Origin of the sequence: Hydrogenophaga sp. (assembly GCF_011772445.1) — a bacterium.
In the GTDB taxonomy this organism is placed as follows: Bacteria; Pseudomonadota; Gammaproteobacteria; order Burkholderiales; family Burkholderiaceae_C; genus Hydrogenophaga.
The window spans coordinates 11535-26104 of record NZ_WVZN01000010.1 but is presented as its reverse complement, the minus strand read 5'-3'; the positions used below and the strand labels follow the sequence as shown (position 1 = coordinate 26104).

The window sequence follows — 14570 nt, the reverse complement described above, 5'->3', positions numbered from 1 at the left end:
GGGGCTCAGCCGGCGTTCTTTTTGATACTTGTTTTGCGAACCTTGGCACGCTTGAGCTTGCCGCCGGGCGTGATGCGCTGGTTGCCCAGCACCTTCACCACCTTGACTTCGGGCTTCTGGCCCGGGCGCTTGCCGAACTTGAGCACCTTCACCTCGCGCGGACCGGGCTTGCGGTCCTCGTCGGCGGCTCGCGCCTTCTCGGGGAGGGGGCGCCAGAGCACCAGCAGCTTGCCGATGTGCTGTATCGGCGCGGCGTCCAGCGCCTCGGCCAGTTCGGCCAGCATGGTCTCGCGCGCGGCGCGGTCGTCGTTGAGCACGCGGATCTTGATGAGGCCGTGCGCCTTGAGCGCGGCATCGGCTTCCTTGCGCACGGCGGGCGTCAGGCCGTCGTTGCCGATGTGGACCACGGGGTCGAGGTGGTGGGCCTCGGCGCGGTGGACCTTGCGTTGGGCGGGCGTGAGGGTAATGGAGGGCATGGGAGAATTATCGACCACCCCCGCCGCGCTGCGCGCGACCCCCTCAAGGGGGCGGCGCCTGCGGCCCGGCGAAGCCGGTTCCGCGGCACCCCGCGGTTCAACCTCGGAAATCGAATGGGCATCAAGGTCCGTACCCAGAGCAAGAAGGTCAACAAGGCCTGGCTGAACGAGCACGTGAACGACCCCTACGTGCGTCAGGCCCAGAAGGACGGCTACCGTGCCCGCGCCGCCTACAAGCTCAAGGAAATCGACGAAAGCCTGGGCCTGATCAAGCCGGGCATGGCTGTGGTGGACCTCGGCAGCGCTCCTGGCGCCTGGAGCCAGTACCTTCGTCGCCGCCTCAGCCCGCAAGGCGCGGCGGCGGGCCAGCTCAACGGCACCATCGTGGCGCTCGACCTGCTGCCGATGGAGCCGGTCGAGGGCGTGCAGTTCATCCAGGGCGACTTCCGCGAGCCCGAGGTGCTGGCCGCTCTGGAAGCCGCCCTGGCCGGACGCGGCGTGACCCAGCTCGATGTGGTGGTCTCCGACATGGCACCCAACCTCTCGGGCGTGGCCGATGCCGACGCCGCGCGTATCGAGCACCTGATCGAACTGGCGGTGGATTTCGCCCGCGCCCACCTCAAGCGCGATGGCGCGCTGGTGGTCAAGCTCTTCCATGGCGGCGCGTACGAGCCCATGGTCGCCCTGTTTCGCCAGACGTTCCGGGTGGTCAAGCCCGTCAAGCCCAAGGCCAGCCGGGACAAATCGTCCGAAACCTTCCTGGTCGGCCTGGGTCTGAAGGTCTGAACCGCCTGTCTTTCCTTACCGGATCGGCGGTGCGGATGGGAAAAACCTAAGCTTTCCATTGACATTTCCACGTCACCGACAAACGGCAGGGGGACTTGAAAGTCCTAGAATGCCTTGCATATGCGTGCACTTGCGCGCGTGCGCACCCAGGAGCAGCAGTTGAACAACCAGTGGTTCTCGAAAATCGCCGTGTGGATGGTCATCGCCATGGTGCTCTTCACGGTCTTCAAGCAGTTCGACGGCCGCACGAGCGCAGGCGCGGGGTACATCGGTTACTCCGAGTTCCTTGACCAGGTCAAGGCTCGCCAGATCAAGAGCGCCACCATCCAGGAAGGCCAGGGCGGCACCGAGATCGTGGCCGTCACCCAGGACGACCGGCGCGTGCGCACCACGGCCACCTACCTCGACCGTGGGCTGGTCGGCGACCTCATCAACTACGACGTCAAATTCGACGTGCGCCCCCGCGAAGAGGGCTCGCTGCTGATGACCCTGCTGGTGAGCTGGGGCCCCATGCTGTTGCTGATCGGCGTGTGGATCTACTTCATGCGGCAGATGCAGGGCGGTGGCAAGGGTGGAGCCTTCAGCTTCGGCAAGAGCAAGGCGCGCATGCTCGACGAGAACAACAACACCGTGACCTTCGCCGACGTCGCCGGCTGCGACGAGGCCAAGGAAGAGGTGAAGGAAGTCGTCGATTTCCTGAAGGATCCGCAGAAATTCCAGAAGCTGGGCGGGCGCATCCCGCGCGGCGTGTTGCTGGTCGGCCCGCCGGGCACCGGCAAGACGCTGCTGGCCAAGGCCATCGCCGGCGAGGCCAAGGTGCCGTTCTTCAGCATCTCCGGCTCCGACTTCGTGGAGATGTTCGTCGGCGTGGGCGCGGCCCGCGTGCGCGACATGTTCGAACAGGCCAAGAAGAACGCGCCCTGCATCATCTTCATCGACGAGATCGATGCCGTCGGCCGCCACCGCGGCGCCGGTCTGGGCGGCGGCAACGACGAGCGCGAACAGACCCTCAACCAGATGCTGGTGGAGATGGACGGCTTCGAGACCAACCTGGGTGTGATCGTGGTGGCCGCCACCAACCGCCCCGACATCCTGGACCCCGCGCTGCTGCGCCCGGGCCGTTTCGACCGCCAGGTCTACGTCACGCTGCCCGACATCCGCGGCCGTGAGCAGATCCTCAACGTGCACATGCGCAAGATCCCGCTGGGCACCGACGTGAACGCCGCCATCATCGCGCGCGGCACGCCGGGCATGAGCGGCGCCGATCTGGCCAACCTGTGCAACGAGGCCGCGCTGATGGCCGCGCGCCGCAACGCGCGTACCGTGGAGATGCAGGACTTCGAGAAGGCCAAGGACAAGGTCCTCATGGGCCCCGAGCGCAAGAGCATGGTCATGCCCGAGGAGGAGCGCCGCAACACGGCCTACCACGAGGCTGGCCACGCGCTCGTCGGCAAACTGCTGCCCAAGTGCGACCCGGTGCACAAGGTCACCATCATCCCGCGCGGCCGCGCGCTCGGCGTGACCATGAGCCTGCCCGAGAAGGACCGCTACAGCTACGACCGCGAGTACATGCTCAACCAGATCAGCATGCTGTTCGGCGGCCGCATCGCGGAAGAGGTGTTCATGAACCAGATGACCACCGGCGCGAGCAACGACTTCGAGCGCGCCACGCACATCGCGCGCGACATGGTGATGCGCTACGGCATGACGGACGCGCTGGGCCCCATGGTCTACGCCGAGAACGAGGGCGAGGTGTTCCTGGGCCGCTCGGTCACCAAGACCACCAACATCTCCGAACAGACCATGCAGAAGGTGGACTCGGAGGTGCGCCGCATCATCGACGAGCAGTACGCCGAGGCGCGCCGCCTGATCGAGGAGCACGCCGACAAGATGCACGCCATGGCCAAGGCCCTGCTCGAATGGGAAACCATCGACGGCGACCAGCTCGACGACATCATGGCCGGCAAGCCGCCGCGCCCGCCCAAGGACTGGACGCCGCGCAACCCGGTGGGCGGCGGTGGTGGCAGCGGCGGCTCGCCGGCGGTCACGCCGGATCCCGCACCCAACGCGGCCTGATCACCACCATCTCACCACCCGAACGGGGCCATGATCGGCCCCGTTTTCTTTTTCCCTTGCCCATCCGCCCGCCATGCGCTGGACCACCACCCGCTTCGACATCGACCTGAGCGAGCCCCGCGTGATGGGCATCGTCAATGTCACGCCCGACTCGTTCTCCGACGGCGGCCAGCACGCCAGCACGCGCGCCGCCATCGCCCACGCGGAGCAACTCGTGGCCGAGGGCGCGCACATCCTGGACATTGGCGGTGAATCCACCCGCCCGGGCAGCCAGCCCGTGCCCTTGGACCAGGAACTGGCGCGCGTGCTGCCGGTGCTGCGCGAGACCCTGCGCCTGGGCGTGCCGCTGTCGGTAGACACGAACAAGCCCGAGGTGATGCGCGCCGTGCTCGATCTGGGCGTCGACATCGTCAACGACATCTGGGCCTTGCGCCAGGGCGACGCGCTCGGCGCGGTGGCCGCCCACCCGCGTGCCGGCGTGTGCCTCATGCACATGCACCGCGACCCGCTGACCATGCAGGTGGCGCCGCTGGAGGGCGACGTGCTGCCGGTGGTGCGTGGCTTCCTGCGCGAGCGCGCCCAGGCCCTGCGCGATCTCGGCGTCGCGCGCGACCGCATCGTGCTGGATCCCGGCATCGGCTTCGGCAAGACCGTGCCGCAGAACTTCAGCCTGCTCGCGCGCCAGGGCGAGCTGCTGGAAGAAGGCTACCCTCTGCTCGCGGGCTGGTCGCGCAAGTCCTCGCTGGGTGCGGTCACCGGCCTGCAGAACCCCGCCGAGCGCGTGCACGCCAGCGTCGCCGCCGCCGTGCTGGCCGCCCAGCGCGGCGCGCGCGTGCTGCGCGTGCACGACGTGCGCGCCACGGTCGAGGCCCTCAAGGTGTGGCAAGCCGCACATTGAACCTCGTCGCCCGGCCCCACCGGGCCCTGATAATCCGAAGGTCATACAGAACAAGCCAGACCCGAGGAGAGCAAGACATGGCCCGGCAGTATTTCGGCACCGACGGCATCCGTGGCACCGTCGGTCAAGCCCCGATCACCCCCGATTTCGTCTTGCGCCTGGCGCACGCGGTGGGCCGCGTGCTCAAGCGCACCGAAGCCCACCCCACGGTGCTGATCGGCAAGGACACGCGCATTTCCGGCTACATGCTGGAGGCCGCGCTCGAGTCCGGCTTCAACTCCGCTGGTGTGGACGTGGTGCTGCTGGGCCCCGTGCCCACGCCGGCGGTGGCCTACCTCACGCGGGCGCAGCGCGCCAGCCTGGGCGTGATGATCTCGGCCAGCCACAACCCGTACGACGACAACGGCATCAAGTTCTTCAGCGCGCAGGGCACCAAGCTGAGCGACCAGTGGGAACTGGATGTGGAGGCCGCGCTGGATGAGCCCCCGGTCTGGGTGCCGGCGGCGGGCTTGGGCAAGTCGCGCCGGCTGGACGACGCGGCGGGCCGCTATATCGAGTTCTGCAAAAGCACCTGCCCGCAGAACCTGAGCCTCAAAGGCCTGAAGATCGTGGTGGACGCGGCGCATGGCGCGGCGTACCACATCGCGCCCGCCGTGTTCCACGAGCTCGGCGCCGAGGTCATCAAGATCGGCTGCGCGCCTGATGGCCTGAACATCAACGCCGGCGTGGGCGCCACCCACCCCGAGGCCCTGCTGGCGGCGGTGCGCGAGCACGGCGCCGACTATGGCATCGCGCTCGACGGCGACGCCGACCGCCTGCAGATGGCCGACCGCCACGGCCGCCTCTACAACGGCGACGAACTCCTCTACCTGATGGTGGCCGATCGCCTGGCGCGCGACGAGGACGTGCCCGGTGTTGTGGGCACGCTCATGACCAACATGGCGGTGGAGGTGGCGCTCAAGGCGCGCGGCGTGCGCTTCGTGCGCGCCAAGGTGGGCGACCGCTACGTGCTCGAAGAACTGGAGCGCCATGGCTGGATCCTCGGCGGCGAAGGCTCGGGCCACCTGCTGGTGCTCGACCGCCACACCACGGGCGACGGCCTGGTGTCGGCCCTGCAGGTGCTCTACGCCTGCGTGGGCAGCGGCAAGACGCTGGCGCAACTGCTGGCCGATGTGACGCTGTTCCCGCAGACGCTCATCAACGTGCGCCTGCAGCCCGGGCAGGACTGGAAAACCAACCACCGCCTGGCCGACACCACCAAGGCGGTGGAGGGTGAGCTGGGCGAGGCTGGCCGCGTGCTGATCCGCGCCAGTGGCACCGAGCCGCTGCTGCGCGTGATGGTGGAGGCGCGCGACGCCGCCGTGGCCCAGGCCAGCGCCGAGCGTCTGGCCGACGCTGCGAGGGCCGCCTGATGGCCGCGGCCTATTCCGTGCGGCGTGCCGACTACGCCCGGGCAGCCGACGCGCGCGCCATCGTGGCCCTGCTGGACGCGTACGCGAGCGATCCGGCCGGCGGTGGCGAACCTTTGAGCGATTTCGCCCGCCAGCGTCTGGTGCCCGAACTGGCGAGCCGTCCACACGCTTTCAGTGTGCTGGCTTTCGACGGCGAAGCCGCCGTGGGACTGGTCAACTGCATCGAGGGGTTCTCCACCTTCAAGTGCCTGCCGCTGGTGAACGTGCACGACGTGGCGGTGCTGGCCAGCCACCGGGGGCGCGGCATCGCCGAGGCCATGCTGGGCGAGGTGGAGCGCATCGCGCGCGAGCGCGGCGCCTGCAAGCTCACGCTGGAGGTGCTGTCGGGCAACACGCCGGCCCTGCGGCTGTATCAGCGCGTGGGCTTCGCTGGGTACCAGCTGGACCCGGCGATGGGCAGCGCGCAGTTTCTGCAGAAGTGGCTGGACTGAGCGCCGCTTGAGCGCTCAGTAGAGCAGGAAGGGCCGGCGCGCCTCGACCCACGCAGCCTCGTCGGCCCGCGCGGGCGCATCCAGCGCCTCGGGCGGCGCGGTCACGTCGTCCACCCATTCGCGCAGCAGCGGCCCGCCGTTGATGAGCTCGATCGCCAGCCGGTCGCGCTCGTATTCGTAGGGAAAGTCGCGCCACAGCGGGTAGTCGGGCCGCTGGAGCCGGATGGCCCGGAACGCCAGGGCCTGCAGGCGCCAGGGCTGGAATTCCGTGTGGCCGTAGTGCGCCGGGTCTTCCACGTGGATCTGCACGCCCGCGCACAGCTGGCCCACGTGCTTGTGGAAAGTGGGCTCGAACCAGCACTCGCGAAGCACGCAGCCGCGCAGCCACTGCGGTGCGATGCGGCGCATGTCCGCCAGCAGCCGCGGGGTGTCGATGTCAGGCGCGCCGAACAGCTCCAGGGGCCGCGTGGTGCCGCGGCCTTCGCTGAGGGTGGTGCCCTCCAGCATCACGGTGCCCGCGTAGGCGCGCGCCATCGACAGGTTGGGTGCGTTCGGGCTGGGGTTCACCCAGCTGCGTTCGCCGATGGGCCAGCCGAAGCCGGGCGCCTCGTCGGGGCGCCAGCCGGCCATGGTGATCACGCGGTACTCCAGCGACAGGCCCAGCGTGGCGATGAACCACTGGCCCAGTTCGCCCATGGTGAGCCCGTGCCGCATGGGCATGGGGCCCGCACCCACGAAGCTCTCCCAGCCCTCGCGCAGCGTGGTGCCTTCCACCGGGCGCCCGGCGGGGTTGGGCCGGTCCAGCACCCACACGGCCTTGCCCAGGCGCGCGGCGGCTTCCAGCACATAACGCAGCGTGGTGATGAAGGTGTAGATGCGGCAGCCCAGGTCCTGCAGGTCGACGAGCAGCACGTCGAAGCTGTCCATCATGGCGTCGGTGGGGCGGCGCACCTCGCCGTACAGGCTGAACACGGGGATGCCCAGGCGCGGGTCGGTGTAGTCGGGCGACTCGACCATGTTGTCCTGTTTGTCGCCGCGCAGTCCGTGCTGCGGGCCGAAGGCGGCACTCAGCTTCACGTCGGGCAGGGCGGCCAGGGCGTCCAGGCTGTGCGTGAGGTCGCGCGTGACCGAGGCCGGGTGGGCCAGTACGGCCACGCGCCGCCCGGCCAGGGGTGCGCGCAGCGCGGGGTCGTTCAGGAAGCGTTCGATGCCGAATTGCATGGGTGTGGGTGGGAGCAGATCAGTCGGCGGGCAGGTGCAGCGTCCACCCGGCGGGGTCGTGGAAGTCGGGGGTGGGCCGGGGGTGGTGCAGCGCCCAGTGCGACACCTGGCCGCGGGTGTCCTCGATCACCGCGCTCAGGCCCAGTTGCCAGGCCCCGGGCGGCAGGTACCGCCGCTCCAGCACCGCCACCAGCTCCACGCCGTCGGCGGTGTCGCGCCGCTCGATCACGGGAGCCTGCGGCGCGCGTGGCTGCGCGTCGCGCACGCGCGTTCGGCTGAAGGCGTAGTCGGCCCACCGGCCCGACGGGGAGAAATTGAACTCGCGGTAGGCGCCCTGGCCGGCCTGGGCGATGAAGGCCTCCAGGCAAGTGTGGCGCCACAGGCCGTCGGCCATGCCGCCGCCCCGGGGCTCAGGCCAGCGCACCGCGCCAGTATCCCCGTGCACGCGGTAGTGCAGCACCAGCTCGCGGGGCTCGGCGCTCACGCTCACCGTGATGCCGAGCGCGATCGGCGGCGAAGCGGGGTGGGGAATGAGGGGCAGCGGGGTGGGCACGGGCGCCATTGTGTCAGCCCGGGCACCGTGTCGTTTCACGCAACCGTCACTTGCTTGCCATGTGCATGCCACGGGTGCGTCGCAGCATGGAGGGCCATGGACAAGACGCAGATCATCGCAGCGACGCCGCTGCCCATGGCCCTCCCGGCGCCCGAGCGCGCGGGCGGTTTGCAGGTGCGCTGGGCGCGCCACCTGGACGACGTGCGCGCCGCGCAGCGCCTGCGCTTCGACGTGTTCGCGGGCGAGATGGGCGCTCGGCTGGCCACGCCGCTGCCGGGCCACGACATCGATCTCTTCGACGACTTCTGCGAGCACCTGCTGGTGTGCGACGTCGCCACCGACGCAGTGATCGGCACCTACCGCGTGCTCACCCCGGCGCAGGCGCGCCGCGTGGGCAGCACCTACAGCGACACCGAGTTCGACCTCACCCGCCTGCGCCAGGTGCGCGAACGCATGGTGGAGCTGGGCCGCAGCTGCGTGCACCCGGACCACCGCCAGGGCGGCGTGATCTTGGCGCTCTGGGGCGCGCTGGGCGCCTTCATGCAGCGCAACGGGCTGGACGTGATGATCGGCTGCGCCAGCATCCCCATGCACCACGACGGCCGCCTGGCCGCCAGCCTCTGGCGCCAGGTGCGCGAACACCACCTCGCACCCATCGACTGGCACGTGCGCCCGCGCCTGCCGCTGCCGGTGGATCGGCTGGACGGCTCGCTCGACGTCGAGCCGCCCGCCCTGATCAAGGGCTACCTGCGCCTGGGCGCCAAGGTGCTGGGCCCGCCGGCCTGGGACCCGGACTTCAACACCGCCGACCTGCCCATGCTGATGCGGCTGGGCGACCTGCCGCCGCGTTACCGAAAACACCTGTTGGGAGGGGCCGCCTGATGCGAACCGCTTTTGATGCACTGGGCGGCTGGGCCGCACGATCGCGCCTGCAGGCGGGCGGGGGAGGGGCCCTGCCCATCGACGTCGACCACGGCGACGCCGACGACACCCCCGACGGCCCGGAGCGCGCCCGCTACCGGGCCGTTTTCATCTCCGACCTGCACCTGGGCACCGCCGGTTGCAAGGCCCGCCCGCTGCTGGAGTTCCTCAAACAGCACCCCAGCGAGACCCTGTACCTGGTCGGCGACATCATCGACGGCTGGCAACTGCGCCGCAAATGGTTCTGGCCGCAGTCGCACAACGACGTGGTGCAAAAGCTCCTGCGCCGCGCGCGCAAGGGCTGCCGCGTGGTCTTCGTGCCGGGCAACCACGACGAATTCGCGCGCCAGTTCGATGGCAACCAGTTCGGCGGCATCGAGGTGAGCAACGAGGCCGAACACCTCACGGCCGACGGCCGGCGCCTGTGGGTGGTGCACGGCGACCACTTCGATGGGGTGATCCAGTGCGCCAAGTGGCTGGCCTACCTGGGCGACAACGCCTACGAACTGCTCCTGCGCCTGAACAACCACCTCAACTCGCTGCGCGCGCGCATGGGGCTGCCGTACTGGTCGCTCTCGCAGTACCTCAAGCACAAGGTCAAGAAGGCCCTGAACTACGTGATGGACTTCGAGCGCGCCGTGGCGGCCGAGGCCCGCTCGCGCGGCTACCACGGGGTGGTCTGCGGCCACATCCACCGGCCCGAGATGCGCCACATCGACGGCACGCTCTACTGCAACGACGGCGACTGGGTGGAAAGCCTGTCGGCCCTGGTGGAGCACATGGACGGCCGCCTGGAGCTGGTGCACTGGGCGCCGGGCGCCTTGCCCGAGGGCATCGCGCAGGCTGAAAAAGCGCGCGGCCAAACCATAATTGGCGCATGACCGGCCAACCCACCGCCCCGCGTTTTTCCCTTCTCGACCGCGACCACAGCATCCTCGCGTTCAACGAACGCGTGATGGACTGGGCGCGCCGCCCGGACGTGCCCGAACTGGAGCGCCTGCGCTACCTCAGCATCGTCTCCAGCAACCTCGACGAGTTCTTCGAGGTGCGCATGGCCCCGCAACTGGCGGCGGCCAAGGCCCACGAGACGCGCGGTCTCTACACCGTCCAGACCTTCGAGGCCCTGTCCGCCGAAGTGCACCAGCTGGTGGCCCAGCAATACGCCATCTACAACGACGAGCTGCTGCCCGCGCTTGAAAAGAAGGGCATCAAGATCGTGGCGCACAGCGAGCGCAACGCGCGCCAGCGGCGCCACGTGCGCGAGATCTTCCACAACGAGGTGCAGCCCCTGCTGATGCCCGTGGGCCTGGACCCGGCCCATCCGTTTCCCCAGGTGGCCAACAAGTCGCTCAACTTCATCGTGCGCCTCACCGGCAAGGACGCCTTCGGCCGCGAGAACGAGATCGCCATCGTCAAGGTGCCGCGCATCCTGCCGCGCTTCTTCCGCCTGCCGTCGGTCAAGGGCTCTCGGCAGATCCACTTCGTCTCCATCTCCAGCCTCATCCGCACCCACCTGAACGAGCTGTTCCCCGGCCGCCAGGTGACCGAGTTCTCGCAGTTCCGCGTCACGCGCCATTCCGATCTGGCGGTGGACGAGGAAGAGGTGAAGAACCTGCGCACCGCCCTGCGCAAGGGACTGCAGCAGCGCCACTACGGGCAGGCCTTGCGCCTGGAAGTCTCCGCCGGCGCCTCCACCTTCCTGTCCGACTTTCTGCTCGAACAGTTCGGCCTGCCGCCGGCCTGCCTGTACCGCGTGCCGGGGCCGGTGAACCTGGTGCGCCTGAACCAGCTCATCGACAAGGTGGACGCGCCCGAGTTGCGCTTCGAGCCCTACCTGCCCGGCTGGCCGCAGCAGCTCACGCCCGGGCAGTCGTTCTTCGAGCGCCTGCAGCAGGGCGACGTGCTGATCCACCAGCCCTATGAGAGCTTCGATGCCGTGCTGTCCTTCCTGCGCGAGGCGGTGGAAGACCCCGACGTGCTGGCCATCAAGCAGACCATCTACCGCACCGGCGCCAAGAGCGAGCTGATGGACCTGCTGCGCGAGGCCGTGCGCCGTGGCAAGGAAGTGACGGCGGTGGTGGAGCTCAAGGCGCGCTTCGACGAGGAAGCCAACATCAACTACGCCGAGCGGCTCGAATCCGTGGGCGCGCAGGTGGTGTACGGCGTGGTCGGGCTCAAGACGCACGCCAAGATGCTGCTCATCACGCGGCGCGAGCCCGCCGGTTTGCGCCGCTACGCGCACCTGTCCACCGGCAACTACAACCCGGGCACCGCGCGCGTCTACACCGACCTGAGCTACCTGACGGCCGACGAATCGCTCACCGCCGACGTCGACCAGGTCTTCCTGCACCTGGCCAGCCAGAACCGGCTGGCCAAGCTGAACAAGGCGCTGATCGCGCCCTTCCTGTTGCACAAGGCCATGCTCGACAAGGTGGCGGCCGCTGGCGAGGCCGCCGCGCGCGGCCAGGACGCGCGCATCACGCTCAAGATGAACGCGCTCACCGACGAGCCGCTGGCGCGCGCGCTGGCCGCGGCTTCGCAGCAGGGCGTGAAGATCGACCTCATCGTGCGCGGCGCCTGCGTGCTGCCGGCCGGCGTGCCGGGCTTTACCGACAACGTGCGCGTGCGCTCGGTCATCGGACGCCTGCTGGAGCATTCGCGCGTGTACCACTTCCGCGTCAATGGCGACGAGGAGATCTGGCTGTCCAGCGCCGACTGGATGAACCGCAACATGCTGCGCCGCGTGGAGCTGGCCTGGCCGGTGACCGACCCGAGCCTGCGCCAGCGCATCGTGGACGAGTGCCTCAACGCCTACCTGCACGACACGCGCGACGCCTGGCTGCTGCAGCCCGACGGCCACTATGTTCCCGCGGCTTCCGGGCGACATCGCAACCACCTGCAGTCCGCCCAGGCCGGCTTGATGGCGAGACACGGTGGGAAAGGGTAAGGCGATGACGGTGCGTGGCATGGACCTGATCCTGTGGCGCCACGCCGAAGCGCAGGATCACCCCGACCTGGCCGAGGGCGTGCCGGGTGATCGGGAGGATCTGGCGCGTCGGCTCACCCCGCGCGGGGAGAAGCAGGCCGCGCGCGTGGCCGCCTGGCTGGACCGCCAACTGCCCGAAGGCGCGCGGGTGTGGAGCAGCCCGGCCGCGCGCTGCGAACAGACTGCCATGGCGCTGGGCCGGCGCTACAAGATCAGCGAAGCGATCGCCCCGGAGGCCAGTGCCGACGCCTTGCTGGAACTGGTGCAGTGGCCCGCCGGCAAAGGGCCGGTGGTGGTGGTGGGGCATCAACCCACCTTGGGTCAGGTGATCGCCCGCCTGATGGGTTTCACCGAGGACGACTGCTCGGTGAAGAAGGGCGCGCTGTGGTGGCTGCGCCACCGCGAGCGCAACGGCTCGGGCGAGACCGTGGTTGTCACGGTGCAGACGCCCGAGATGCTCTGAGAAGGTGTGAGAGCACCCGCCATGGCCGCTCATCTCGCGCAGAGGCGCCCACTCGGCGTTGCAAATGCTCGCCGTAGCGCAAGCTACGGCTGCGCTTTGCGCCTTGATTGGACGCCTCTGCGCGATCTGCTCGACCACGCCGGGTCCTCTCACACCTTCTGCGGACTCAGGCGGCCTTGACGGGTGCCGTCTTGCGAACGGCTTTCTTCGCGGGTGCAGCCTTGGCAGCGGGCTTCGCCGCCTTCTTCGCTACCGGCTTCTTGGCTGCGGCTTTCTTCTTGGCCGGCGCTGCCACGGGTTTGGTGGCCGGCGCCTTCGCGGCGGCGGGGCGACCGGTCTTCAGCGTGGGCACGGCGGCCACGGCGGCCTTGTAAGCCGCGTCGCTCAGGCCCTGCAGCGCCATCAGGCCGGCGCGCAGCAGTTCGCTCTTCTTGACGCTGGTGCCCAGGGCGATTGCCCGGGCCTTGAGTGCCTCGATCGCGGCGAATTCGTTCTTCGGGATGGTGAAGCTGTCGCGAACGAGCTTGGGCTTCTTGCTGGCGGACTTGTCGTTGGCCGGGGCCATGGATCACTCCTCGGGGGTATGGGAGCGATGAGTATAAACCGTATAAACGGTTTATATGAAAGGCGTGCGACGGCTCAGCGCACGTCCGCCGTGAACTTCCAGGACGAGACCTTCTGCCAGGCCTGGATCTCTTCCCCCAGCAGCCAGGCCGACTGCGGGAAGCGCCGCGCCCAGCCCGATGGCGTGGCCAGCTTGAAGGCGCCGGTCTTGTAGCTCAGGCGCATGGACTGGTACTCCGGCAATTGCCGCGCGTGGCACAGCAGCACGGCCAGGCGCAGACAGACGAGTTGCTTGGCGAACAGTTCGTCCTGCAGGGCTTCTTCCAGCTTGCGCAGCTTGCCGCGCTGGCCCAGCACCAGCAGGCTCATGCGGTGCAGCTCGCGCAGCGAAAACCCCGGCGCGTCCACGTTGTCCAGGATGTAGGCGCCGTGGTGGTGGTTGCGCTCGTGCGAGATGTGCGAGCCGATCTCGTGCAACTGCGCCGCCCAGGCCAGCTTCTGCGAGTAGCGGGAGTCCTGCTCGTCGGGCGCAGCCACCTGCGAGAACAGCGCATTGGCCACCTCGCCCACGCGGCGCGCCTGGGCCTCGTCGGCCGAGAAACGCTGCGCCAGCCAGCGCACCGTGCGCTCGCGCACGTCGCCGCCGTCGCTCTCGCGGTCGATCAGGTCGTACAGCGCGCCGTGGCGCAGCGCGCCCTGCGCGGGCAGCATCTGGTCCAGGCCGTAGAGGTCGAAGATCGCGCGCAGCACCGCCAGGCCGCCGGCCAGCACCGGCCGCCGGTCGTCCTTCAGGCCATCGATGCGCAGGTTGTCCACATGGCCCGCGCGCAGCAGGCGCTCGGTGAGCCAATCCAGCCCGGAGCGGGTGATCAGCCCCATGGCCCAGCCGTTGGCGCCCAGCATGTCGGCGATCGAGCCCACCGTGCCGGAAGAGCCATAGGCCACGTGCCATTGCGTGGGCGGAAACTTGTCCATGGCCTCGTCGAGCACGGCTTTGGCCGCCACCTCGGCCGTCTTCAGCGTGGCCGCGGTGAACTGCCCGCGCGGGAAATAGCGCGTGGACCAGGCCACGCTGCCCAGCCGGTACGACTCGAGCACCTCGGCCGTGTAGCCCTGGCCCATGATCATCTCGGTCGAGCGCCCGCCGATGTCCACCACCAGGCGGCGCTCGTCGGAATGCGGCAGCAGGCGCGAGACGCCCTGGTAGATCAGCCGCGCCTCTTCGTGGCCGGAGACGACCTCGATCGGAAAGCCCAGCACCTGCTGGGCGCGGTTGAGGAATTGTTCGCGGTTGCGGGCCTCGCGCAGGGTCTGCGTGGCCACGGCGCGCACCTGCTGCTTCTTGAAGCCCTGCAGGCGCTCGCCGAAGCGGGCCAGGCATTCCCAGCCGCGCTCCATGGCGGCGGGGTTGAGATTCTTCTCGTCGTCCAGTCCGTTGCCCTGGCGCACGGTCTCCTTCAGGTACTCCACCCGCTCGATGTGCCCGGCGTGGTAGCGCCCGATTTCCAGGCGAAAGCTGTTCGAGCCGAGGTCCACGGCGGCGAGGAGGGTTCCGTTTTGCATGAAGAAATGGGGACGCGCGGCCGCAAGCGAGGGTCGGGGGGCGAGAGGCGCCGATTGTGACGCATGCCCCGTGGGCGGGCGGTTGCGGTGCGGGCGTCGGCGGCCTTTTTGTTATGTGACATCACTGTCATGTGGCTGTCACACAGCGTCCATAAAGTCC

Annotated in this window: 14 protein-coding genes; 9 read left to right on the top strand and 5 right to left on the bottom strand. The window is 69.1% G+C overall.

The window, feature by feature from the left end:
- Nucleotides 1-5: 5 nt before the first annotated feature.
- On the bottom strand, nucleotides 6-476 hold the full coding sequence (locus GTO19_RS04460; RefSeq protein WP_291017573.1) for a YhbY family RNA-binding protein: 471 nt from the start codon (nucleotides 474-476) through the stop codon (nucleotides 6-8).
- Between the two features lie 120 nt (nucleotides 477-596).
- On the opposite strand from GTO19_RS04460, the gene GTO19_RS04455 reads away from it, so the two are divergent.
- From GTO19_RS04455 to GTO19_RS04435, 5 genes are all read left to right on the top strand, one after another.
- The gene (locus GTO19_RS04455) at nucleotides 597-1262 is read left to right on the top strand and encodes an RlmE family RNA methyltransferase (protein WP_291017632.1); all 666 of its coding nucleotides are present in this window, start codon (nucleotides 597-599) and stop codon (nucleotides 1260-1262) included.
- A gap of 159 nt (nucleotides 1263-1421) precedes the next feature.
- Nucleotides 1422-3338 (top strand): ATP-dependent zinc metalloprotease FtsH, encoded by a 1917-nt coding sequence (gene ftsH / locus GTO19_RS04450; RefSeq protein WP_291017630.1) that lies wholly within the window; start codon nucleotides 1422-1424, stop codon nucleotides 3336-3338.
- Between the two features lie 73 nt (nucleotides 3339-3411).
- Complete coding sequence (gene folP / locus GTO19_RS04445) at nucleotides 3412-4236, top strand: dihydropteroate synthase (RefSeq protein WP_291017569.1); 825 nt, start codon at nucleotides 3412-3414, stop codon at nucleotides 4234-4236.
- A 77-nt stretch (nucleotides 4237-4313) separates the two neighbouring features.
- Nucleotides 4314-5648: a phosphoglucosamine mutase gene (gene glmM, locus GTO19_RS04440; protein ID WP_291017567.1), complete on the top strand. Its 1335-nt coding sequence runs from the start codon at nucleotides 4314-4316 to the stop codon at nucleotides 5646-5648.
- Nucleotides 5648-6139 carry a GNAT family N-acetyltransferase gene (locus GTO19_RS04435; protein ID WP_291017565.1) on the top strand — a complete coding sequence of 164 codons (492 nt, stop codon included), beginning with the start codon at nucleotides 5648-5650 and terminating at the stop codon, nucleotides 6137-6139. The genes glmM and GTO19_RS04435 overlap by 1 nt, the downstream gene beginning before the upstream one ends.
- A gap of 15 nt (nucleotides 6140-6154) precedes the next feature.
- Here GTO19_RS04435 and GTO19_RS04430 read toward each other — a convergent pair whose 3' ends face one another.
- Nucleotides 6155-7360: a DUF1343 domain-containing protein gene (locus GTO19_RS04430; protein ID WP_291017563.1), complete on the bottom strand. Its 1206-nt coding sequence runs from the start codon at nucleotides 7358-7360 to the stop codon at nucleotides 6155-6157.
- A gap of 19 nt (nucleotides 7361-7379) precedes the next feature.
- Nucleotides 7380-7913 (bottom strand): DOMON-like domain-containing protein, encoded by a 534-nt coding sequence (locus GTO19_RS04425; RefSeq protein ID WP_291017560.1) that lies wholly within the window; start codon nucleotides 7911-7913, stop codon nucleotides 7380-7382.
- 135 nt (nucleotides 7914-8048) lie between these two features.
- On the opposite strand from GTO19_RS04425, the gene GTO19_RS04420 reads away from it, so the two are divergent.
- From GTO19_RS04420 to GTO19_RS04405, 4 genes are read left to right on the top strand one after another with little or no spacing between them, the layout of a single operon-like run.
- Nucleotides 8049-8795 (top strand): GNAT family N-acyltransferase, encoded by a 747-nt coding sequence (locus GTO19_RS04420; RefSeq protein WP_291017627.1) that lies wholly within the window; start codon nucleotides 8049-8051, stop codon nucleotides 8793-8795.
- Nucleotides 8795-9715 (top strand): UDP-2,3-diacylglucosamine diphosphatase, encoded by a 921-nt coding sequence (locus GTO19_RS04415; protein ID WP_291017557.1) that lies wholly within the window; start codon nucleotides 8795-8797, stop codon nucleotides 9713-9715. The genes GTO19_RS04420 and GTO19_RS04415 overlap by 1 nt, the downstream gene beginning before the upstream one ends.
- Nucleotides 9712-11781, top strand: a complete 2070-nt coding sequence (gene ppk1 / locus GTO19_RS04410) for a polyphosphate kinase 1 (protein WP_291017555.1) — start codon at nucleotides 9712-9714, stop codon at nucleotides 11779-11781. The genes GTO19_RS04415 and ppk1 overlap by 4 nt, the downstream gene beginning before the upstream one ends.
- Before the next feature lie 19 nt (nucleotides 11782-11800).
- Nucleotides 11801-12283 (top strand): histidine phosphatase family protein, encoded by a 483-nt coding sequence (locus tag GTO19_RS04405; RefSeq protein WP_291017551.1) that lies wholly within the window; start codon nucleotides 11801-11803, stop codon nucleotides 12281-12283.
- 166 nt (nucleotides 12284-12449) lie between these two features.
- Here GTO19_RS04405 and GTO19_RS04400 read toward each other — a convergent pair whose 3' ends face one another.
- Both GTO19_RS04400 and GTO19_RS04395 read right to left on the bottom strand, forming a co-directional pair.
- Entirely contained in the window at nucleotides 12450-12848 is a 399-nt protein-coding gene (locus GTO19_RS04400; RefSeq protein ID WP_291017548.1) for a hypothetical protein, read from the bottom strand.
- 74 nt (nucleotides 12849-12922) lie between these two features.
- Nucleotides 12923-14410, bottom strand: coding sequence for a Ppx/GppA phosphatase family protein (locus GTO19_RS04395; protein WP_291017545.1), 1488 nt, complete (start codon nucleotides 14408-14410; stop codon nucleotides 12923-12925).
- Nucleotides 14411-14570 lie beyond the last annotated feature (160 nt).

Bases quoted from the DNA above. Each gene is read 5' to 3' on its own strand.
- folP (WP_291017569.1), top strand. From the start codon at position 3,412: ATGCGCTGGACCACCACCCGCTTCGACATCGACCTGAGCGAGCCCCGC.
- GTO19_RS04460 (WP_291017573.1), bottom strand. From the start codon at position 476: ATGCCCTCCATTACCCTCACGCCCGCCCAACGCAAGGTCCACCGCGCC.
- GTO19_RS04405 (WP_291017551.1), top strand. From the start codon at position 11,801: ATGGACCTGATCCTGTGGCGCCACGCCGAAGCGCAGGATCACCCCGAC.
- GTO19_RS04430 (WP_291017563.1), bottom strand. From the start codon at position 7,360: ATGCAATTCGGCATCGAACGCTTCCTGAACGACCCCGCGCTGCGCGCA.
- GTO19_RS04415 (WP_291017557.1), top strand. From the start codon at position 8,795: ATGCGAACCGCTTTTGATGCACTGGGCGGCTGGGCCGCACGATCGCGC.
- GTO19_RS04400 (WP_291017548.1), bottom strand. From the start codon at position 12,848: ATGGCCCCGGCCAACGACAAGTCCGCCAGCAAGAAGCCCAAGCTCGTT.
- ppk1 (WP_291017555.1), top strand. From the start codon at position 9,712: ATGACCGGCCAACCCACCGCCCCGCGTTTTTCCCTTCTCGACCGCGAC.
- GTO19_RS04435 (WP_291017565.1), top strand. From the start codon at position 5,648: ATGGCCGCGGCCTATTCCGTGCGGCGTGCCGACTACGCCCGGGCAGCC.
- glmM (WP_291017567.1), top strand. From the start codon at position 4,314: ATGGCCCGGCAGTATTTCGGCACCGACGGCATCCGTGGCACCGTCGGT.
- GTO19_RS04420 (WP_291017627.1), top strand. From the start codon at position 8,049: ATGGCCCTCCCGGCGCCCGAGCGCGCGGGCGGTTTGCAGGTGCGCTGG.
- GTO19_RS04395 (WP_291017545.1), bottom strand. From the start codon at position 14,410: ATGCAAAACGGAACCCTCCTCGCCGCCGTGGACCTCGGCTCGAACAGC.